This window comes from Bradyrhizobium manausense, from assembly GCF_001440035.1.
Classification (GTDB): Bacteria; Pseudomonadota; Alphaproteobacteria; order Rhizobiales; family Xanthobacteraceae; genus Bradyrhizobium; species Bradyrhizobium manausense.
The window spans coordinates 605,737-626,258 of the sequence record NZ_LJYG01000112.1; the positions used below are offsets into that span (position 1 = coordinate 605,737).

Below are 20,522 nucleotides of genomic sequence, written 5' to 3' on the forward strand. Positions count from 1 at the left end.
GTTGTCTCCGTGAAGTCTTGCTTATCCCTTGACCGCGCCCGCCGTGAGGCCGGCAACGATGTGCTTTTGCGCCAGCAGGAACAGAATGATCGTCGGCAGGATGGTGAGCGTGATGAAGGCGAGGATCAGGTGCCACTCGGACGAATATTCGCCCTGGTAAACCATGATGCCGAGCGGCCAGGGATAGAGCGCATCGGTGTTGAGCATCACCAGCGGCAGCAGATAGGCGTTCCAGCTGTTGACGAAGGTGATGGTGCCGACAGTGGCCAGGATCGGCCGCGACAACGGCAGCGTCACATAACGAAAGAACTTGACGTAGCTGCAGCCGTCGACCAGCGCGGCCTCCAGCAGCTCATAGGGAATGTCCTTGAAGAAGCGGCGCAGCAGCAGCACGCTCATGGCGAGGCTGAAGGCCACTTGCGGCAGCGCCACGCCGAAATAGGTATCGAGCAGGCCGAGATCGCGCACCTTGATGAACAGCGGCAGCACCGCGGTCGCCGCCGGAAACAACAGGCCGAGCGTCAAATAGCTCAGCAGCATCGACGAGCCGAAGAACCTGACATGGGCAAAGGTGAAAGCCGCCATCGAGGCGACGATCAGGGTCAATGTCACGGTGAGGGTCGAGATGATCAGCGAATTGCGCAGGAGCTGCCAGTAGCGGGCAGAGAACAGGATATCCGCATAGTTCTGCCACTCCCAATGCTGTGGCAGGCCGAACGGATTGATGCGCAATTCGCCGAGCGATTTGAAGCCGCCGAGCACGGTTGCGAGCAGCGGCACCAGCACGAAGATGGCAACGATGCCGAGAAATGCCGCCTTGAACAGCATTGCGGGGTCGAACGGCGCGCGGGCGGTCTCGGCATTATTCATCGCGCATGAACCATCGCTTGTAGGTGAAGGCAAAGGTCACGCAGATCGCGAACAGGATGACGCCGATGGCGCTGCCATAGCCGACCCGCATGCGCGAGATGCCGTTGTTGTAAAGGAAACTCACCATGGTGTTGGAGGAATCCGCAGGTCCCCCGCGCGTCAGCGGCATGACGAGATCGAACAGTTGCAGCGAGCCGACGATGGCGAAGAACACCGAGAGGCGTATGGTCGGGTAGAGCAAGGGGATCACGACATGGCGCAGCGCCTGCGATCGCGTTGCGCCGTCGATCCGCGCCGCCTCGACCAGACTCTTGTCGAGGCTCTGCAGCGCCGCAATGAACAGCATCATATGAAAACCGAAATACTTCCACACGATGACGATCAGCACCGCCAGCATCGCCGTATCGGTCGAGGCCAGGAGGTACGGCGGCTCGGCGCCGAAGCTGCGCCAGATCGATGCGACGAGACCGTAGTCACCGTCATAGACGAAACTGAAGATCAAGCCGGTCGCGATCTCCGCCAGGATGTAGGGCATGAAGAACAGCATGCGCAGCGCCACCGCCCCGCGAAACTTCTCGGCCAGCATCAGGGCCAGTGTCAGGGCGAGCGGCAGCTGGATCGCGAGCGAGACCGCGATGATGAGCCCGTTGTTGCGCAGCGCGAGCCAGAACGCGCGGGTTTCCAGCACGAAACGATAATTGTCGAAGCCGATCCAGTTGGTCGGCCTGCCGAAACCATTCCAGTTGAAGCCCGAGTACCACGCCGCCTCGCCGATCGGCAGCACCACGAACAGCGTGAACAGCAGCAGCGCCGGCGGCAGAAACAGGATCAGGACGGTGAAGCGGCCGTCCCAGCCCGGGCCACGTACCGCAACCTGAGGGGCCGCCTCACCGGCAACGCTGATCGGCGAGGTGATCGCGATCCGTCGCGCCACAGTCAGTTACCTTGCTTGTACGCCGCTTCGATTGCCTTCGCAGCGTCCTGCGGGCTCATGCTGCCACCTGCGATCTCCGCCGTGACGTCGTTGACGACGCGCCCGACCGACGGGCCGAGGCTCTGGTCATAGAAGTTCTGGTGATACTGCGACCTCGCCAGATTGGCCGCGATCTGCTTCATGAAGTCGCTCTTGAGGCCCGCCTCGCCGCCCTTGACGACGGGAACGATGAAGTTGCCGGCGGCAAGCCGCGCCTGCACGTCCTTGGAGATAAAGAACTTGAGGAAGTCGGTGGCTTCCTTGGGCGCGCCCTTGGTGATCAGCCAGCCGGTGATGCCGCCGAGCGTGTCTGACGGCTCACCCTTGCCGCCGGGTACGACCGGAAAATCGAACCAGCCAAGCTTGTCGTCGCTGAGACCGACCTTGTCGGCGGCAAGCGCGCGCTGGGTGTGATAGAAGGAGGAGATGGCCAGGATCATCGCGGCCTTTCCGTCACCGAAATAGCCGACGGCCTGCGGGTTCTTGAAGCCGAGGAAGCCGTTCTGGAACGGCTGCAGATCGACCAGCTGCTTGAACAGCTCGCCGGATTTCTGGAAGGTCTCGCCGGCGAAGCCGCCATTCTCGCCCTTCAGCGCTGCATCGAAGGCCGGCTTGCCGCCGATGCGCACAGCGAGATGCGTCCAGTAGAAATGCAGCGGCCATTTGTCGGCACCGCCAACCACGATCGGCGTAACACCCGCGGCCTTCAGCGTTTTCACCGCGCCGAGCAGATCGTCCCATGTCTTGATCTTGCTTGGATCGACATTACCCTTGGCCATCAAATCCTTGTTGTAGAGGAAGCCGACCTGCGAGAGCGAAATCGGAAGTCCGAAGACGCGGCCGTTCTGGGTGAAGGCGGCGAGCGCCGCCGGTGCGATCGTGTCGCTGTAGCCGTCGCTCTTCACGGAATCGGTGATGTCTTCCAGCACGCCCGCATCGACCTGCGTCTTCAAGACGCCGCCGGCCCAGCTATAGATGATGTGCGGCCGGTCCTTCGATTGCAGGATGGTCGGCAGCTTGGCCTTGTAGGCCTCGTTCTCGAGGAACTGCATCTCGACCTTCACACCGGGGTGCGAGGCCTCATAGCTGCGTGCGACCTCCTCCCAGATCTTCACCTGGGCGGGATTGACCTCGATGTGGAGCCATTTCACGGTGGTGTCGGCTGCCGCGACATTTGCGCCAAGCAGGCATGCGGCAACGGCGAGTCCCAGCTTCCCGAGCAATCTCATCACAACCTCCCAACGGCTTTTATTCTTTGGACGCAATCCTGCCTTCGGTTTTTGAGGTACGCAACTAAAATTCTGACATATGGACCTCACAAGAGGAACGGCTAAGTTCCTGCGAAAGAATCAGGGCGGGCTTCGCCGCCCATAACAAGCTGAAAGGTTCCCCATGGCTGCCATCTATTCCGACCTCGCCGGCAAGGTTGTGCTCATCACCGGAGGTGCAGCGGGAATTGGTGCCGCGATCGTGCGGCGCTTCGCGGAGCAGAAATCCAGGGTCGTGTTCTTCGACATCAAGGTCGACGAAGGTCAGCGCCTGGCCCGCGAGCTGTCGGATCAAGGGCTGGCCGCGCATTTCCAGCGCGTCGACCTGACCGACATCCCGGCCCTGCGCGACGGCGTCGAAGAGGCCCGCAAGGCACACGGGCCGGTCAACATCCTGATCAACAACGCCGCGCATGACGAGCGGCACAAGACCGAGGAGATGACGCCGGAATATTGGGATGACCGCATCGCGGTGAACCTGAAGCACCAGTTCTTTGCGTCACAGGCCGTGTTGCCGGACATGAAGGCGGCCAAGTCGGGCGCCATCATCAATTTCGGCTCGGTGTCGTGGATCGCCGGACAGGGCGGCATGGCCGCCTACACCGCCAGCAAATCAGGCGTGATCGGGCTCACGCGCTCGCTGGCGCGTGACTACGGTCCCTTCAACATCCGCGTCAACGCGATTGCACCGGGATGGATCATGACGGAGCGCCAGCTCGAGAAATGGATGACGCCCGCAGGCGAAGCCGAACTGCAGCAGCGCCAGTGCCTGAAGCGCCGGCTCGTGCCTGATGAAGTCGCGAAATTCACCCTCTTCCTCGCCTCAGACGAAGCCTCTGCCTGCACCGCCCAGCACTACATCGTCGACGGCGGCTGGGTCTGAGGCGCTTGCCGCTGAAGGCGAGCACCTCTCTCTCGGACGTCGTTGCGAGCGCGGCGAAGCAATCCAGAATCGCTCCGCGGAACGACTTTGGATTGCTTCGCTGCGCTCGCAATGACGGAGCATGAGGCAGCATCGCGGCCTCTCATTGTGCAGCTTTCGCAGGACGGGGTGCGCTTTCAGAACGTCAGAGATCTGCAATCAGGCCAGCCCAGCCGCCTTCAGGCTCTGCTTCAGATGGGCAACACCCTTCTTGGCATAGGTCAGCGGGTGTGCCTTCTGCGGGTCCTGCTCAGCCTCGACGACGATCCAGCCGGAATAGCCCGGCAGTTCGCGGAAGACGGCGGGGTAATCGACCATGCCGTCGCCGGGCACGGTGTAGACACCGAGCGCGCTGCCCTGCCCCAGCACCGCGTCGAGGAAGCTCCAGTCCTCGCGGCGCGCCTGCTCCATCACCGCCCGGCGCACATCCTTGGCGTGGACGTGGCTGATGCGGGCGCGATATTTTCGCGCCAGCGCGGCCGGATCGACACCGCCCCAGGTGGCGTGGCCGGTGTCGAGCAGGAGATGCGCGGCCTCGCCGGTCGCCGTCATGAAGGCGTCGATGTCATCAGCGCTTTCGACGATGGTGCCGATGTGATGATGGTAGACCAGCCTGACGCCTTCTGCGAGCGTGCGCTCGGCGACTTCGGTGATGCGGCGGCCGAACTGCGCCCAGTCGCCTGCCTTCATGACCGGCCGCTGCGACAGCGGCTTGCTGCGATCGCCGTGGATCGCATTCGAGGTCTCGGCGAAAACGAGGACTGATGATCCCATCGCCTTGAGGAGATCGAGATGCGGGCGCAGATGCTGCATCTCCGCGTCGGCATCGCGCTTCAAGAGCTCCGCCGAATACCAGCCGGAGATGCAGGCCATGCCGAAGGGCGCGAGCGCGGCCTTCAGGGCCTGCGGCTCACGGGGAAATTTGTGGCCGAGCTCCATGCCCTCGAAGCCGGCTTCGCGCGCCTCGGCGAGGCAGGTCTCGAGCGGTGTGTCGCCGCCGATCTCCTGGAGATCGTCGTTCGACCAGCCGATGGGGTTGGCGCCGATACGGATAGGCATGTCGTCCTCACTCGATCAGATATTGCGACGCGCAAGCGCCTCGATGTAGCCGCGCCTTGCGGCTTCGACCTCGGTGCGCTCGGAGACCTCCGGCACCGCCACCTCCCACCAATGGCCGCCGGCGTCGGTCGAGCGCAGCGGGTCGGTGTCGATCACGACGACACTGGTCCGGTCGTGACCTCGCGCCTGCTCAAGCGCCGCTTCCAGCTCCGCGATACCGGCGACCTTGCGCGCGATCGCTCCCATCGATGCGGCGTGGGCCGCGAAGTCGATCTTGGGCAGCGTCTCGTGGCGGGCGTCGCGCAAGAGGTTGTTGAAAGGGGCGCCCCCGGTCGCGTTCTGGAGCCGGTTGATGCAGCCGAAGCCTCTGTTATCGAGCACGACGATGATGAGTTTTGCCCCTAACATCACCGACGTGGCGATCTCGGAATTCATCATCAGATAGGAGCCATCGCCGACCATCACGACGACTTCGCGCGAGGGATCGGCGAGCTTGACGCCGAGCCCGCCGGCGATTTCGTAGCCCATGCAGGAATAGCCGTATTCCATGTGGTAGCCGCCGGGCGCGCCCGGCTGCCACAGCTTGTGCAGCTCGCCGGGCAAGCCGCCGGCCGCGCACAGCACGACATCGCTTGGCCGGCTGCGGCGCTGGACGGCGCCGACGACCTGGGCATCGCTCGGCAAGGTTTCGTTGCCTGACGCGGTGTAGCGCGCGGCCGTTTCCAGCCAGGCCGTGCGGCCACTCCTGGCCTGCCCGGTCCAGACGGCAGGTGCAGTCCAGCCCTGAAGGGCGGTGCCGAGCTCGGCCAAGCCGACCTTGGCATCGGCGACGAGCGGCTGCGCGCGATGCTTGCCGGCATCGAAGCTCTGCGTATTGAGGCCGATGATCCGGCAGGCAGGATCGGCGAACAGCGAGCGCGAGCCGGTGGTGAAATCCTGCAAGCGGGTGCCGATCGCCAGCACGAGATCGGCCTGCCGTGCCGCATCATTGGCGGCGCCGGTGCCGGTGACGCCGATCGCGCCGAGATTAAGAGGATGGTCGTGCGGCAGCGCGCTCTTGCCGGCCTGCGTTTCTGCCGCCGGAATGCCGTGCGCGGTGCAGAAGGCCGCAAGATCGGCTTCCGCCTCGCTGTAGAGAACGCCGCCGCCGGCGACGACGAGCGGGCGCTTGGCGGCCTTGAGCAGCGCTGCGGCCTGCGCCATCTGCGTCGCGTCGGCGCGCGGGCGGCGCGGCTGCCAGACGCGCTCGGCGAAGAACCAGCGGGGATAGTCGAAGGCTTCCGTTTGCACGTCCTGGCAGAGCGCAAGCGTCACGGGTCCACATTCGGCCGCGTCGGTCAGAACCTGCATCGCCCGCTCGAAAGCGGGCATGATCTGCTCGGGCCTGGTGATGCGATCGAAATAGCGCGAGACGGGCCTGAAGCAATCATTGGCGGAGACAGTGCCGTCGCCGAAATCCTCGATCTGCTGCAGCACGGGATCGGGACGGCGTCCGGCGAAGACATCGCCCGGCAGCAGCAACACCGGCAGGCGATTGACGTGAGCGACGGCTGCCGCCGTCACCATATTGGTCGCGCCGGGGCCGATCGAGCTCGTCACCGCCATCATGCGCCGGCGGCGCGAGGTTTTCGCGAAGGCAATCGCGGCATGCGCCATCGCCTGCTCATTATGCGCGCGCAACGTCGGCAGGCGGTCGCGCGCGGCATACAGCGCCTCGCCGAGGCCTGCGACATTGCCATGCCCGAAGATCGCCCAGACGCCGGCGAACAGCGGCTGATCCTTCCCGTCGATGACAGTCCGTTGCGCGGCCATCGCGGCGACAAGCGCCTGGGCCATCGTGAGCCTGATCGTCGCCATCACTCGCTCCCACTCAACCCCGTCGCGCGGACCGGCCCGTCAAGATATTCCGCCATCGCGCCGACCGAGCGCTTGTGCTCGCGCAACTGTGTCGCGAATGTGTCGTCGCTCGATCCGATACGATGTTGCGTGGCGGTTGATGACATCGAGAAGTGCAAGCTCCGACCTTGACTGGGCGGCGCAGAGAATGGAATGCTTATTCGAATAGTCAAGCAGTGATGATGGCAATGCGGGTTGGACTTCTCGGCGCCGGCAGGATCGGGCGCATTCACGGTCTCAATGTAGCGGCGCGCAGCGATGCACGGCTCGTCGCGGTGGCCGACGCCTCGAACGAGGCTGCGTCCTCGCTGGCGCAGGCGACGGGCGCGAAAGTGGCCGATGCGGATGCGATCATCGGCGATTCAGCCATCGACGCCATCCTGATCTGCACGCCGACCGACACGCATGCCGATCTGATCGAAGCCGCCGTCTCGGCCGGCAAGGCGGTGTTCTGCGAGAAGCCGGTGGATCTCGATTCGGACCGTATTCGCCGCTGCCTCGCCACGGTTGAAAAATCCGGCAAGCCCCTGATGATCGGCTTCAACCGCCGCTTCGATCCGAACTTTGCGGCGCTGGAGAAGCGGCTGCGCAGCGGCGAGGCCGGCGAGATCGAGATCGTCAGCGTGATCTCGCGCGATCCCGGACCGCCGCCGGTCGACTATGTGAAACGCTCGGGCGGCCTGTTCCGCGACATGATGATTCACGATTTCGACATGGCGCGCTTCCTGCTGGCCGAGGAGCCGGTCGTCATCTTCGCAGTCGGATCGGCCCTGGTGGACAAGGCGATCGGCGAAGCCGGCGACGTCGACACCGCCGCTGTTGTCATGAAGACGGCGAGCGGCCGCATCGCGCAGATCTCGAATTCGCGCCGTGCCACTTACGGCTACGACCAGCGCGTCGAGGTGCATGGCGCGAAGGGCATGCTGCGGGCCGGCAACGTCCACGAGACGACTCTGGAGATCGCGACCCGCCAGGGCTTCCGTGCCGATCCGGTGCAGAACTTCTTTCTCGAACGCTATGCCGCCGCCTATCGCGCCGAGCTTGCAGCCTTCATCGACGCCTGCACCGGCAAGGTTGCGCCCTCGCCCACCGGTCTCGACGGGCTGCGCGCCCAGATGCTGGCCGACGCGGCGACCGAGTCGGCCCGCACCGGCCGCCCTGTCGCGATCAAGGCTGCCTGAGCGTGACGCCGGCCGACCTCATGCTGCGCCGTTACGCGGCCCAGGGCCTCGCCACTGAAGCGGGGCGCATCGCGCTCGGCTATTTCAGCCGGCAGGAGAGCCTCGGCGTCACGATGAAAGGCGCGCAGGATTGGCTCACCGTCGCCGACGGTGCCGTCGAGGACTTCTTGCGCGCGCGGCTGACGGAGCTTTTCCCCGGCGACACTGTCATCGGCGAGGAAGGCGGCGGCGAGGCGAGTGATGCGGTCTGGATCCTCGATCCGATCGACGGCACCGCGAACTTCGCCCATGGCGATCGCACCTGGTGCATCTCCGTTGGCTTCCTTGTGAACCGCGAACCGACGATCGGGATCGTCGCGGCACCGGCGCTGGATGAGCTCTATGTCGCGCAACGCGGCCAGGGCGTCACGCTAAACGGGCAAAAAATCGCCGTCTCCGGCGTCGACGATATCGGACGTGCCTATGTCGAACTGGGCTGGTCGCCCCGTGTACCCTCGCAGCACTATGTCGACATGATCGGCCGCGTTTATGCCGCTGGCGGCGCGATGAAGCGCTCGGGCTCCGGCGCTTTGGGCCTCTGCCATGTGGCGAACGCCCGCACCGACGCCTATGCCGAGTTGCACATCAACGCCTGGGACATCGCCGCCGGCGTTGTGATCGCCCGCGAGGCCGGCGGCTGGGTCAGCGACTTCTTCGCCGGCGACGGCATCAGCAAGGGCAACCCGATCCTGTGCTGCACGCCGGCGCTGGCATCGCAGCTCAGCGAAATCACCGGGATTTCCTAGTCGACTTAATAGTTATTGCTTTGGAACTGAAGAGACGCCACCGTCCCAGCCAATGACAGAGAATATCAAGTTCTCGTTCTCGGGAGGTGGACCATGGTTTGGAAATCCCTTGTCGTCAGGGCGCTGTTCAGCGCCGGTATCCTGGCCGCGGGCGCAGCCTCGGCGTCGGCCGAGGGGTCGCTGGTCATGTATTGCGGCGTGCAGGAGGAATGGTGCCGCGCGATGTCCACCACCTTCGAGAAGGAGACCGGCATCAAGGTTTCGATGACGCGGAAATCCGCCGGCGAAACCTATGCGCAGCTCAGGGCCGAGGCCTCGAACCCGCGCGCCGACATCTGGTGGGGCGGCACCGGCGACCCGCATCTTCAGGCCGCCGATGAGGGGCTGACGCTCGAATACGAATCCCCGGCCAACAAGGATCTGCACGACTGGGCGCTGAACCAGTGGAAAGCGGCGAAGCAACGCTCGATCGGCATCTATGCCGGCGCGCTCGGCTTCGGCTACAACACCGAGCAGATCAAGGCCAAGGGCATTCCGGAGCCGAAATGCTGGGCCGACCTGCTCAATCCCAAGCTCAGGGATGACGTGCAGGTCGCCGACCCGAACTCGTCCGGCACCGCCTATACCCTGCTTGCCACGGTCGTGCAGTTGATGGGCGAGGACAAGGGCTTCGATTATCTCAAGGCCCTGCACAAGAATGTCAGCCAATACACCAAATCAGGCGCAGCGCCAGCCAAGGCTGCGAGCCTCGGCGAGACCGCCGTCGGCATCGTCTTCATCCACGATGCCGTCGTCTTCGCGGTACAGGGTGACCCGATCAAGGCCGTCGCGCCGTGCGAAGGCACAGGCTACGAGATCGGCTCGATGTCGATCGTCAAGGGCGCACGCAATCTGGAGAACGCCAAGAAGTTCTACGATTGGGCGCTGAGCCCCGCCGCACAGGCCCTCGCCGCCCCCGCGAAGTCGTATCAGGTGCCGTCCAACAAGAACGCTCCGGTGCCGCCGCAGGCGCCGAAGATGAGCGAGATGAAGCTGATCAACTACGACTTCGTCAAATACGGCTCNGTCCGCGGAGCGCTCGCGGCTGCTGACAAAGTGGGACAAGGAGGTCAAGGCGCTGCCGAAATAGCCGTCAGCTGCGGAGATCCCGGATGCGCCTTTCGACACGGCTTGCTGTCCTGCTCGGTTGGTTGGGCTATATGCTCGTGCCCTGGTACCTGCCGGAAGGCTCCGACCTTGCGGGCTATCCGTTCGGGCGGGCCGGCACCGCACTCCTGCTTGCGACATCAGGCGCAGCGCCATGGCTGTGGCCGATCGGCATCGCGCTCCTTGCGGCGACGCTCCTCGCCGTCCGTGCCGAGACCACCCTTAGTGGGCCCGCGTTGATCGTCACCGGGCTGCTCGGCCTGGTCGCGTTCTTCGCACAAGGCTTTGCGATCACGCTGCCCGGGCAAGGCATTCCCTGGCTCGCCGCGCTGCTGGGCGGCGCAGGCGCCGCGCAGCCGGGCATGGGTTTCGGCGCGCTGCTGACGCTGTTCTCGCTCCTCTTGCTGCACTGCCACGGCCTCGCCTATCGCGGGTTCTGTCGGGGCGATCTCTTCACCACGTCCACCATCGGTGTCGTGGTGCTGCTGATCGGCCTCTTCATCTTCCTGCCGGTGGCGACGATCCTGCGCAGTGCGCTGGTCGACGCCAACGGCAGCTGGGCGCTGGGGGAATTCGCAGGCCACCTGCTCTCCTCGACGATCTGGGGACTGGGATGCGTCGGCGGCGGTATCGCCTGCGGCGTTGCCTGGAATACGCTGATCCTCGGCGTGCTGACCGGCCTCATCACCACGCTGCTGGGCCTCGCCTGCGCCCTGCTGGTGTTGCGCACTGCGATGCCAGGCAAGCGGCTGATGCGCGCGATGACGGTGCTGCCGATCATCACACCGCCCTTCGTCATCGGCCTTGCGCTCATCCTGTTGTTCGGCCGTTCCGGTGTCGTCACCGGCCTGATGTCCGAATGGTTCGGCATCCCCCGCTCGCGCTGGATCTACGGCCTGCCGGGCGTGCTGCTGGCGCAGGTGCTGGCCTTCGCACCGATCGCCTTCCTCGTGCTGATGGGCGTGGTCCAGGGCATCGCACCGAGCCTCGAAGAGGCCTCCCAGACGCTTGGTGCCAGGCATTGGCAGACGTTCCGCTCCGTGACCTGGCCGCTGCTGCGGCCGGGGCTCGCCAACGCCTTTCTGCTCGGCTTCGTCGAGAGCCTGGCCGATTTCGGCAACCCGCTCGTGCTCGGCGGCAATTTCGAAGTGCTTTCGACCAAGATCTTCTTTGCCGTGGTCGGCGCCGCCCATAACCAGGGTCTGGCCGCAGTGCTCGCGATGGTGCTGCTCGTCTTCACGCTCGGTGCGTTCGGGCTGCAGCAGAGCTGGCTCGGCGGCAAGAGCTACACCACGGTCTCCGGCAAGGGCGATGCCGGCATTCCGGCGAAGCTGCCGACCTCCGTCACCGTGCTCTCCGCCGTGGTGATCGTACCCTGGGTCGTGCTGACGGCGGTGATCTACGCGGTGATCCTGATCGGCGGCTTCGTCAAGACGATGGGCCGCGACCATACGCCGACGCTGGAGCATTACCGCACCGGCTTCGCCGTCGATTTCAGCCACGGCCTGTTCTTCGAGGGCGCAGCCTGGCCCTCTTTGTTCACGACGCTGAAAGTGGCTGCGATCTCGGCACCACTGACGGCGCTGATCGGCCTGCTCACCGCCTATCTGCTCACGCGGCAACGCTTCGTCGGCCGCCAGCTGCTCGAATTCACGACCATGCTGAGCTTCGCCATTCCCGGCACCGTGCTCGGGGTCGCCTATATCCTCGCCTTCAACGTGCCGCCGATCGAGATCACCGGGACCGGCCTCATCCTCGTGCTCGCCTTCGTCTTCCGCAACATGCCCGTCGGCATACGCTCGGGCATTGCGGGACTGGCCCAGATCGACAAGAGCCTCGACGAGGCCTCGACGACTTTGCGGGCGCGCAGCTTCACGACATTGCGCCGCGTGGTGCTGCCGTTGCTCAAGCCGGCGCTCGCCGCGGCGCTGATCTACAGCTTCGTGCGCAGCATCACCTCGGTCAGTGCCGTGATCTTTCTGGTGTCGGCCGAATACAATCTCGCGACCGCCTACATCGTCGGGCGAGTCGAGGCCGGCGAGTTCGGCCTCGCCATCGCCTATTCCTCGGTGCTGATCGTCGTCATGGCGGCGGGCATCGCGCTCATTCAGTTCGGCGTGGGCGAGCGAAAGCTTGGCCGCAGGCCCGTCACGCTCGCGACCTCGGCCGCCGAGCCGGCCAGATAGGACTTGCAGATAGGACTTGCAGATAGGACTTGCCATGCCCAAATCAGGCCCCGCCTCCGTCGAGTTCAGACATGTCAGCATGCGCTACGGCAATGTGACGGCCGTGGACGATGTCAGCTTCAGGATCCACGCGGGCGAACTCGTGACGCTGCTTGGCCCCTCCGGCTGCGGCAAGACCACGACCTTGCGCATGATCGCCGGCCTCGAAATCGCGAGCGACGGGCAGATCCTGATTGGCGGCAAGGATGTGACACGGCTCTCGGCCACGGACCGCGACGTCAGCATGGTGTTCCAGTCCTACGCGCTGTTTCCGCATATGAACGTGCTGGAGAACGCGGCGTATGGACCGACGGTGAAGGGGCTGGGAAAGGCGCGGGCCGAGGCGATGGCGCTGGAGAAGCTCGCTTTGGTCGGTCTCAAGGGCTTCGAGAAGCGCTATCCGGCCGAGCTGTCCGGCGGTCAGCAGCAGCGCGTCGCCGTGGCGCGCGCCCTCGTGCTGGAGCCGCAGGTGCTGCTGTTCGACGAGCCGCTCTCCAATCTCGATGCCAAGCTCAGGCGCCGGGTGCGGCAGGAGATCCGCGAGCTCCAGCAGTCGCTGAAGCTCACCGTCGCCTATGTCACGCATGACCAGGAGGAGGCCCTCGCCGTCTCCGACCGCATCATCGTGATGTCGAATGCGAAGATCGCGCAGCAGGGCTCGCCGCGCGAGCTTTATGAAGCCCCGGCGAACAGCTTCGTCGCCGATTTCATCGGCGATGCCAATCTCGTGGAGGTGTCGATCGAAGCCGTGCATGACGGGCAAGCGCAGGTCATGCTGGGACCTCTCCGCCTGACGCTTGCCGCGCGCGGCCTCACGCCCGGGCCGGCCAAAGCGGCCATCCGGCCCCACGGCATCATGTTCGGCGATGGCCTCGCAGGAACCGTCAGGAAATCCTCTTACCTCGGCGATCACGTCGAGATGATGGTCTCGACGCCGATCGGCGAGCTTTTCGTCGTCAGCCGCCAAACCGATGAGATCCCGGCTGAAGGCGCGGCGATCAAGCTGTCATTCGTCCAGCAAAATATCGCTCTCGTGCGGTGACGGGCTCGAATCCGCATACTCGCTCGCGATTCCCGCGGCCCGATTGTATCATCCCGGCATGAGCTATTCCGACGCCGCGGCCGACGACCCGACACGCGTTCGCAAGATCCTCCATATCGACATGGATGCCTTCTACGCATCCGTGGAACAGCGCGACAATCCCGAGCTGCGCGGCAAGCCCGTCGCGGTCGGTGGTTCGGCCGAGCGCGGCGTGGTCGCTGCCGCGAGCTATGAAGCGCGCAAATTCGGCGTTCGTTCCGCGATGCCGTCGGTCACCGCGAAGCGGCAATGTCCCGACCTGATTTTCGTAAAGCCCCGCTTTGAGGTCTACAAGGCGATCAGCCGGCAGATCCGTGAGATCTTTGCCGAGCACACCGACATCATCGAGCCGCTGTCGCTCGACGAGGCCTATCTCGACGTGACGGAAAACCTGCAAGGCATCCCGCTTGCCCGTGACGTGGCGCTGCGGATCCGCGAGAAGATCAAGGCCGAGACCGGCCTCAACGCCTCGGCGGGCATCTCCTACAACAAGTTCCTGGCAAAGCTCGCCTCCGACCATCGCAAGCCCAATGGGCAGTTCGTGATCTCGCCCGAAATGGGGCCCGCTTTCGTGGAGACGCTGCCGGTGGGCAAGTTCCACGGGATCGGACCGGCAACGAGCGCAAAGATGAACGCGCTCGGCCTGTTCACCGGCCTCGACATCCGCAACCAGACGCTTGAATTCATGAACGCGAATTTCGGCAAGTCAGGCGCCTATTATTACTGGATCTCGCGCGGCGTCGACGAACGGCCGGTGCGGGCCAACCGGATCCGCAAGTCGATCGGCGCGGAGACCACGTTCTCGACCGACCTCGCCGAATTCGACGCACTCGTCGTCGAGCTGCGCCCGCTCGTCGACAAGGTCTGGCGCCATTGCGAGGCATCAGGCAGCCGGGGCCGGACCGTGACCTTGAAGATCAAGTTCGCCGACTTCGAGATCATCACGCGCAGCAGGTCCGTGGCTGCGCCGGTCCCTGGCCGGGACGAGCTGGAGCGCCTCGCCTGCGGCCTGCTCGAGGCGGAGATGCCCCTGCCCAAGCGCGTCAGGCTCCTGGGAGTCTCGCTGTCATCGCTCCAGGTCGGCGACGATGCGGCGCCGCAACTGACGTTCGAAATTTGATCCGGACGCCGGGGATTCGAATGATCAGGCCGCGATCTCTTCCGCCCTGCTCCCGACCTCGTCGCGCTTCGCATTGATCAAATTGAGCAGATGCGCGGCCGCGCGGGCATCGCACAACGCGCGGTGGTGGTCCTTCAGCTCGATATTGTAGGCCCTTGTGAGCTTGCCGAGCCCGTAGGATTTGTGGCCGGGGTAGTGCCGGCGCATGCTCGCGCAGGTGCAGAGCTTTGGAAAGCGGAAACGGCGTTCGAGGCGTTCGTATTCCGCGGCGATGAAGCCGTAATCGAAATTGACATTGTGAGCGACGAAGACGCCGTCACGCATGAACTGCATGAAGCTATCGGCGACTTCCGCGAACAATGGCGCACCCCGTACCATCTCATTGCTGATGCCGGTCAACGCGACGATCTTGGCCGGGATCGACCGCTGCGGGTTGATCAGCGAATGCCACTCCGCCACGACCTCGTGATTGCGGATCTTGACGGCGCCGATTTCAGTGATGCGATCCCCGCCGGTCCAGCCGCCGGTGGTCTCGATGTCCACGACGACATAGTCCTGGTCCGGATCGAAACGGAAATCGGCGCGGCCGATCTCCGAAGGGATTCCAGCGTTGCCGAGCTGGCGAAGCCGCGTCAGCTGGTTGCGCCTGATGACGTCGCCCTCGGCCTTCACTTCCATGAACGAGACGGCGCCATCAGCCACAAGCATGAGATCGGGGAAGCCATCGCGCATCGCGCGATAGTCCTCGCACATCAGGCGAAGGATCGCGGCGAGGCCGTCAGCACTGGCCCCCGCAAGCAACGCGCGGAGCGCGTCCATATCAACATGGTCCCAGGCGAACACGCCGTTCGGCTTGCCCCATTTCGCAGCAACGATCCGCAGGATCTGGGGCAGCGCGGAGCGCGAGGCGATCGTCCCCAGCTTCGCCTCGATCTGAGACGAGAACATCCGGGCAAAGGTTCTGTCCTTCAGGCAGTGCGGCATCCAATCGAAGCCGCTGTGCAGCTGTCCGGATTCGAACAGCTCATCCCAGAACAGCAAGCCGAACAGGCAGTGCCAGAGTGTGTTTTCGGCGTGGAAGACCTCAAGGCCCTGCCGGCGCAGAACGCCTGCGATCCCGGCCTCCGGGCTGCCGCGCCAGGTGTCGTCGACCCGGAGCGTTCGTCCTGCCCGCAACAGCTCGGTGCAGAGTCCCGTCCGGCGCCCATCGAACTTCCGGGCATAGAAGTCGCGCGCAAAGACGCATTCGTCATCGCTGGCGGGATCATCGATCATGCGCCGCAGCAGGTCCTCCGCGGCGTCCTTGTCGCCCTCCGCATAAAGCAGCCGGGCGAGGCGCTCATTGCATTCGGCCGAAGCGCCGGCACGATAGAGCTGCGCCGCGAGCGCGGCCTCACCCTTCTTCTCGAAGTGCAGACCCGCTTTGTGGGCCGCACGGCTGCGCAGATCGAGGGCGTAATCCGTCGGGCAGGCAGGACCACCGAGAATGTCGGCAACGGACCTGCGATACACCTCGTCGGATTTGGCCTCGAGCTGGCGCAGCAGGCGCGCATAGTGGAAGCAGGCCCTCGCCTCGTCCGCATCGGCAAACCGCGCGCTGAAATCCGCTTGGCCGTTGGTGCGCAGGATGCCGAGATCGCGCAGCGCGAAATTCTTCAGGTTGTTCTCTGTCTTGCCGAAATAGAGATAGAGCAGGAACTCGAGCGGTTCGGTCTCAGCGAGCGCGATGAAGGCCTCTCCACCGCAGTGCCGGAATGCCGTGCCGAACGACAGATTGGCGAGGCAATACTCCGACAGCTTGGCCTTGGGCCACGAGGCCCTGACGTCGCTCATGCCGGCCGCCTTTGCGCCGTCGAACAGATCAGGCTTTGCAAGGCACGCCAGGAACGCTGCGTAGTCCTGTTCGGTCAGGCCTCGAACATAACCGGCAACGCCGAGCTCCCCCAGCGCACCGACGGGGTCGGCGATCTCGGCGTATTTGAAGGTGGAGGGATTGAAGACCGTGCCGTTGCGGTTGACCATCCGGACGAACAGGCACTGGGCGTCCTTCGACAGCTGTGAGAAGCGAGCGACAAAAGCATGATGCCTCTCGGCCAGCACCGGACCGTAGGTCTCGCAAACGAAGCTCAGCATCTCCGTGAAGTGGTCGTGATAATAGTAGACCGGCAGGACAGGCAGCGTCATCCGCGCGCAGCCCTCGGCGCAGCGCAGCGCGACCCCGCTCCGGTCGAAGTTCCCCGTGATTCCTTCGCGTTCATGTTCGACTTCTGTTCTTTTCGCCGGGCACTGTCAAGCTCGGAACTTCGCGACCCGGCGCCGTCCCGACGCCGGGTTTCGGCGACAACCAGGGCGCGTGGACGCGCCTATTGCACCGCGGAACGATTTGCGACGCACCATTCAAAATGAGACTGCCCGTTAAGCCGCGCGTGGCGCCGACCGGTGCGCCGTATCCGAGTTCGGTTAGCCTTCATCCCAAGAAATCGTCGAAGACCCGATGGCCTTGCAAGAACGTCGCACCGCGCGGCGGAAGCGTGAGGTGCGGTGAAAAACAGCGACAAGAACGACCAGGGAGGAGAGCAATGTTGAAAGGCAGTCTAGGACTGATTGCGTTGAGCGGCCTGCTGATGTCGGGTACCGCCTTCGCGCAGGAGAAGATCAAGGTCGGCGTCACCGCGACCCTCGAAGGCACCTACACCGTGCTCGGCGAGGACGGCATCCGTGGCTTCCAGACCGCACTGAACGTGCTCGGCAAAAAGGTCGGCGACAAGGAACTCGAATTCGTCATCGCTTCGACGGACGCGACACCGGACTCGGCTGTGCGCGCCGTGCGCAAGCTGATCGAGCAGGACAAGGTGCAGATCCTGCTGTCGCCGCTCTCCGGCGACGAGGGCATCGCGGTCAAGAACTTCGCGAAGACCCATCCGGAGCTGACCTTCATCAACGCAGCCTCCGGCGCGCAGGAAACGACCTATGTCGATCCGGCCCCGAATTTCTTCCGCTACAACATGGACGGCGCGCAATGGCAGGTCGGCCTCGGCAAATACGCCTATGACACCAAGGGTTATCGCAAGATCGCAACGGTCGGCGAGGACTACTCCTTCATCTACACCCAGGTGTTCGGCCTCGTGCTCGAATTCTGCGGCGCGGGTGGACAGGTCACCAACCGGCAATGGGTGCCGCTCGGCACCAAGGATTTTGCGTCGGTCATCGCGGCGCTGCCTGACGACGTCGATGCCATCTATCTCGGCCTCGGCGGCGGCGACGCCGTCAACTTCCTCAACCAGTACCAGCAGGCCGGCGGCAAGGCGCATCTGATGGGCGGCTCGATCATGATCGACCAGACCATCCTGTCGTCCAAGGGCAATGCCAAGAACGCGCTGATCGGCACGCTGGCCGCCAGCGGCCAGGCCGACACGTGGGAGGATCCGGGTTGGCAGAAGTTCGTGAAGGACTATCAGGACGCCTTCCCGCCGAACAAGCGCTTCCCGAGCCCGTCGCTGCTCGCCACCAACTATTACGGCTCGACCATGGCGCTGATCCTGGCATTGCGTCAGGTCAATGGCGATCTCAGCGACAACCAGTCGAAGTACAAGGCTGCGCTCGCCAAGATCGAGCTCGATGCGCCCAACGGCAAGATCAAGCTCGACTCCAACCGCCAGGCGATCGGCACCAACTTCGTCACCGAAGTGGTCGATGACGGCAAGGGTGCGCTGTTCTCGAAGGTGGTGAAGGTGATCCCGAACGTAAACCAGACGCTGGGCTATGACCCTGCCGTGTTCGCCAAGATCGGTTTGCCCAGTCGTACAGTACCGGAATGTAAGAAGTACTGACGTAGTCGCATCAGCGACGCAATGACTGATCGGGGAGAGATTTGCAGAGGCGCGACACGCGCGCTCTTGCATTCTCTCCCCGGTTGTTGAACCCTACAAAAAAAGACAAAAGCTTTTGGGAGGGAAGGCATGAGCCGGGCGCTCGCCGTCTTCCACGGCCGCTTCGGCCGGGCGACGGTCTATCAGTTGAACCGCCCTTTCAATATCCACGCGCATCGCGAAGGTCATTTGATCTTCCATGTCGGCGGGCGTTCCGCATGCATCGATGTCAACGACGGACGCTACGACCTCACCGAAGGCTCAGTCGTCGCGGTCAATCCATGGGAACCGCATAATTTTCTTCCCACCGACCTCGACGGCGGCGCCGTCTTCTTCGTGCTCTATGTCAATCCGGAATGGTTCGCGCCGGATGCGCCCGGCGCCGACCGCCTGCGCTTCGGCCGCACCCAGTTCGCGCGATCGCCTGCGCTGGACAAGCAGATCAGGCACGCCGCAGCCCTCGTGTGCGGCGCCCCCTCGCTGAACAGCCTCGATGGCGAGCTGCGACGGCTGATCGATAGCTGCTACGACGAAAGCTGGCACCAGGCCGAGACCGCGCCCGATCTGCGCGCGAACGGTTCCATCACCGATTTTCGCGTCCGCAAGTGCATCAAGATGATGTCGGAGAGCCCCGGCGCGGAGATCGAGCTCGACACCATCGCACGCGAATCCGGCCTGTCGCGGCCGCATTTCTACCGGCTGTTCCGCACCCAGACCGGCGTCACGCCGCACCTTTATCTCAACACGTTGATGATGGAGCAGGCGCTGGAGGCGCTGGTGGAAAGCGAGGTCCCGATCGCCGATATCGGCTTCGATCTCGGCTTCTCCTCGCAGAGCGGCTTCACCCGCTTCTTCGCCGCCAATGTCGGGATGGCACCGACCGATTATCGCCGCGCGGCCAAGGTTTTGCGCGGCTGACGAACGCGCGAAAAGATACTCACGATCAAATGCCTCTCTCTCCGCCCCACTAGGATGGACGGAACGCGATCCCGGCAAAGAGGGTCGCATGTCCGGGGAGGACGCAAATCCATGGCGCGGTACGCAGCCTGCACAGGGCTGTCCGACCTGCATAAGAAGTGTCGTGGCGCCCGTCGCAAGCGGAGCGAGGAGACGCCATGACCCGCTTTGTCGAGCGTCATCCGGCCTGGGCGCTGATCGTCATCATCGCGGTCGCAGTCGTGCTGTGGCTGATCTTTGCGGTATGGCCGCCGGGGCTTGAAGATGCGATCGGCCGCAAGCGCGTGTTCCTCAACGCGGTCTTCAACGGCATCACGCTCGGCGGTCTCTATTTCCTTGTCGCCAGCGGCTTCACGCTGATCTTCGGCCTGATGCGCAATGTCAACCTTGCGCACGGCTCGCTCTATCTGTTCGGCGGCTATGTCGGCTACGCCATCAGCGCCTCGACCGGGTCGTGGATCCTCGCCTTCATTGTCGCCTTCATCCTGACGGCGCTGGTTGGCATCCTGCTCCAGGTGCTCGTGTTCCGCCGCATGGAGGGCCAGGATCTGCGCCAGACCATGGTGACGATCGGACTCTCGATCGTGTTCGCCGACCTGATGCTGTGGGCCTGCGGCGGCGACTTCTACCAGATCCAGACCCCGAGCTGGCTGATCGGTCCGGTCGAGCTGCCGCTGATCACCGCACTGAAATCCTCCGGCGAACCGGTTTACTTGCGCTATCCGCTGGTGCGACTCGTGATCTTCCTGGCCTCTGTCATCATCGGCATCGCGATGTGGCTCGCGCTCAACCGCACCCGGATCGGCATGATCATCCGCGCCGGCGTCGACGATCGCGACATCCTTGCAGCGACCGGCGTGCGCATCCAGATCGTCTTCGTGCTGGTGTTCGCGCTCGGCGCGGGGCTTGCCGGTATCGCGGGCGTCGTCGGCGGCACCTTCCAATCGCTCTCGCCCGGCGAGGACATCCGCTTCCTGCTCGCCTCCCTCGTCGTTGTGATCGTCGGCGGCATGGGCTCGATCCCCGGCGCCGCGCTCGGTGCGCTCATCATCGGCCTCGCCGAGCAGCTCGGCTCGGTCTACATCCCGACCTACGCCATCGTCGTGACCTTCCTCATCATGGTGCTGGTGCTGGCGCTTCGGCCGCAGGGCCTGCTGGCGAGGCGCTGAC

The 20,522-nt window shown here is 64.3% G+C and carries 15 protein-coding genes and 1 pseudogene; 10 read left to right on the top strand and 6 right to left on the bottom strand.

The genetic code is table 11. The annotated features are described in order from the left end of the window. Positions 1-21: 21 nt before the first annotated feature. Genes AOQ71_RS39430 through AOQ71_RS39440 form a run of 3 tightly spaced genes read right to left on the bottom strand, consistent with a single transcriptional unit; the run spans position 22 to position 3,072 of the window. Complete coding sequence (locus AOQ71_RS39430) at positions 22-870, bottom strand: carbohydrate ABC transporter permease (RefSeq protein WP_057758734.1); 849 nt, start codon at positions 868-870, stop codon at positions 22-24. Beyond that, entirely contained in the window at positions 863-1,804 is a 942-nt protein-coding gene (locus tag AOQ71_RS39435) for a carbohydrate ABC transporter permease (RefSeq protein ID WP_057758736.1), read from the bottom strand. The genes AOQ71_RS39430 and AOQ71_RS39435 overlap by 8 nt, the downstream gene beginning before the upstream one ends. A gap of 2 nt (positions 1,805-1,806) precedes the next feature. Then, positions 1,807-3,072 carry an extracellular solute-binding protein gene (locus tag AOQ71_RS39440; protein ID WP_057758739.1) on the bottom strand — a complete coding sequence of 422 codons (1,266 nt, stop codon included), beginning with the start codon at positions 3,070-3,072 and terminating at the stop codon, positions 1,807-1,809. A gap of 163 nt (positions 3,073-3,235) precedes the next feature. Between AOQ71_RS39440 and AOQ71_RS39445 the strand changes: the two genes are divergently transcribed. Continuing rightward, positions 3,236-3,994, top strand: a complete 759-nt coding sequence (locus AOQ71_RS39445) for an SDR family NAD(P)-dependent oxidoreductase (RefSeq protein ID WP_057758741.1) — start codon at positions 3,236-3,238, stop codon at positions 3,992-3,994. Positions 3,995-4,192: 198 nt separating this feature from the next. On the opposite strand, the gene iolE is transcribed toward AOQ71_RS39445, so the two are convergent. Both iolE and iolD read right to left on the bottom strand, forming a co-directional pair. Continuing rightward, positions 4,193-5,092 (bottom strand): myo-inosose-2 dehydratase, encoded by a 900-nt coding sequence (iolE, locus tag AOQ71_RS39450; RefSeq protein WP_057758742.1) that lies wholly within the window; start codon positions 5,090-5,092, stop codon positions 4,193-4,195. 15 nt (positions 5,093-5,107) lie between these two features. Further along, a complete protein-coding gene (gene iolD, locus AOQ71_RS39455) occupies positions 5,108-6,949 on the bottom strand; it encodes a 3D-(3,5/4)-trihydroxycyclohexane-1,2-dione acylhydrolase (decyclizing) (RefSeq protein ID WP_057758744.1) in 1,842 nt (613 codons plus the stop codon). A 227-nt stretch (positions 6,950-7,176) separates the two neighbouring features. Between iolD and iolG the strand changes: the two genes are divergently transcribed. The 6 genes and pseudogenes from iolG (at position 7,177) to dinB (ending at position 14,526) form a co-directional block, all read left to right on the top strand. Beyond that, on the top strand, positions 7,177-8,169 hold the full coding sequence (gene iolG, locus AOQ71_RS39460; protein WP_057759107.1) for an inositol 2-dehydrogenase: 993 nt from the start codon (positions 7,177-7,179) through the stop codon (positions 8,167-8,169). Between the two features lie 2 nt (positions 8,170-8,171). Next, positions 8,172-8,954: an inositol monophosphatase family protein gene (locus tag AOQ71_RS39465; RefSeq protein ID WP_083514813.1), complete on the top strand. Its 783-nt coding sequence runs from the start codon at positions 8,172-8,174 to the stop codon at positions 8,952-8,954. Positions 8,955-9,140: 186 nt separating this feature from the next. After that, positions 9,141-10,018, top strand: a pseudogene (locus tag AOQ71_RS39470) (ABC transporter substrate-binding protein); the annotation flags it as partial. A gap of 87 nt (positions 10,019-10,105) precedes the next feature. Continuing rightward, positions 10,106-12,286 (top strand): ABC transporter permease, encoded by a 2,181-nt coding sequence (locus tag AOQ71_RS39475; RefSeq protein ID WP_057758749.1) that lies wholly within the window; start codon positions 10,106-10,108, stop codon positions 12,284-12,286. Positions 12,287-12,320: 34 nt separating this feature from the next. Then, on the top strand, positions 12,321-13,367 hold the full coding sequence (locus AOQ71_RS39480) for an ABC transporter ATP-binding protein (RefSeq protein WP_057758751.1): 1,047 nt from the start codon (positions 12,321-12,323) through the stop codon (positions 13,365-13,367). A gap of 58 nt (positions 13,368-13,425) precedes the next feature. Continuing rightward, positions 13,426-14,526, top strand: a complete 1,101-nt coding sequence (dinB, locus tag AOQ71_RS39485) for a DNA polymerase IV (protein WP_057758753.1) — start codon at positions 13,426-13,428, stop codon at positions 14,524-14,526. Positions 14,527-14,550: 24 nt separating this feature from the next. On the opposite strand, the gene AOQ71_RS39490 is transcribed toward dinB, so the two are convergent. After that, positions 14,551-16,710 carry an exonuclease domain-containing protein gene (locus tag AOQ71_RS39490; protein WP_057758755.1) on the bottom strand — a complete coding sequence of 720 codons (2,160 nt, stop codon included), beginning with the start codon at positions 16,708-16,710 and terminating at the stop codon, positions 14,551-14,553. A gap of 395 nt (positions 16,711-17,105) precedes the next feature. Between AOQ71_RS39490 and AOQ71_RS39495 the strand changes: the two genes are divergently transcribed. The 3 genes from AOQ71_RS39495 (at position 17,106) to AOQ71_RS39505 (ending at position 20,521) form a co-directional block, all read left to right on the top strand. Further along, positions 17,106-18,356 carry an ABC transporter substrate-binding protein gene (locus AOQ71_RS39495; protein WP_057758758.1) on the top strand — a complete coding sequence of 417 codons (1,251 nt, stop codon included), beginning with the start codon at positions 17,106-17,108 and terminating at the stop codon, positions 18,354-18,356. Positions 18,357-18,485: 129 nt separating this feature from the next. Continuing rightward, positions 18,486-19,313, top strand: coding sequence for a helix-turn-helix domain-containing protein (locus AOQ71_RS39500; RefSeq protein ID WP_057758760.1), 828 nt, complete (start codon positions 18,486-18,488; stop codon positions 19,311-19,313). 197 nt (positions 19,314-19,510) lie between these two features. Further along, positions 19,511-20,521 (top strand): branched-chain amino acid ABC transporter permease, encoded by a 1,011-nt coding sequence (locus AOQ71_RS39505; RefSeq protein WP_057758761.1) that lies wholly within the window; start codon positions 19,511-19,513, stop codon positions 20,519-20,521. Position 20,522 lies beyond the last annotated feature (1 nt).

Excerpts from the sequence above, each read along its gene's own strand:
- AOQ71_RS39495 (WP_057758758.1), top strand. The coding sequence starts at position 17,106 with ATGTTGAAAGGCAGTCTAGGACTGATTGCGTTGAGCGGCCTGCTGATG.
- dinB (WP_057758753.1), top strand. The coding sequence starts at position 13,426 with ATGAGCTATTCCGACGCCGCGGCCGACGACCCGACACGCGTTCGCAAG.
- AOQ71_RS39500 (WP_057758760.1), top strand. The coding sequence starts at position 18,486 with ATGAGCCGGGCGCTCGCCGTCTTCCACGGCCGCTTCGGCCGGGCGACG.
- AOQ71_RS39505 (WP_057758761.1), top strand. The coding sequence starts at position 19,511 with ATGACCCGCTTTGTCGAGCGTCATCCGGCCTGGGCGCTGATCGTCATC.
- AOQ71_RS39480 (WP_057758751.1), top strand. The coding sequence starts at position 12,321 with ATGCCCAAATCAGGCCCCGCCTCCGTCGAGTTCAGACATGTCAGCATG.
- AOQ71_RS39430 (WP_057758734.1), bottom strand. The coding sequence starts at position 870 with ATGAATAATGCCGAGACCGCCCGCGCGCCGTTCGACCCCGCAATGCTG.
- iolG (WP_057759107.1), top strand. The coding sequence starts at position 7,177 with ATGCGGGTTGGACTTCTCGGCGCCGGCAGGATCGGGCGCATTCACGGT.
- AOQ71_RS39490 (WP_057758755.1), bottom strand. The coding sequence starts at position 16,710 with ATGACGCTGCCTGTCCTGCCGGTCTACTATTATCACGACCACTTCACG.
- iolE (WP_057758742.1), bottom strand. The coding sequence starts at position 5,092 with ATGCCTATCCGTATCGGCGCCAACCCCATCGGCTGGTCGAACGACGAT.
- AOQ71_RS39475 (WP_057758749.1), top strand. The coding sequence starts at position 10,106 with ATGCGCCTTTCGACACGGCTTGCTGTCCTGCTCGGTTGGTTGGGCTAT.
- iolD (WP_057758744.1), bottom strand. The coding sequence starts at position 6,949 with ATGGCGACGATCAGGCTCACGATGGCCCAGGCGCTTGTCGCCGCGATG.
- AOQ71_RS39440 (WP_057758739.1), bottom strand. The coding sequence starts at position 3,072 with ATGAGATTGCTCGGGAAGCTGGGACTCGCCGTTGCCGCATGCCTGCTT.
- AOQ71_RS39445 (WP_057758741.1), top strand. The coding sequence starts at position 3,236 with ATGGCTGCCATCTATTCCGACCTCGCCGGCAAGGTTGTGCTCATCACC.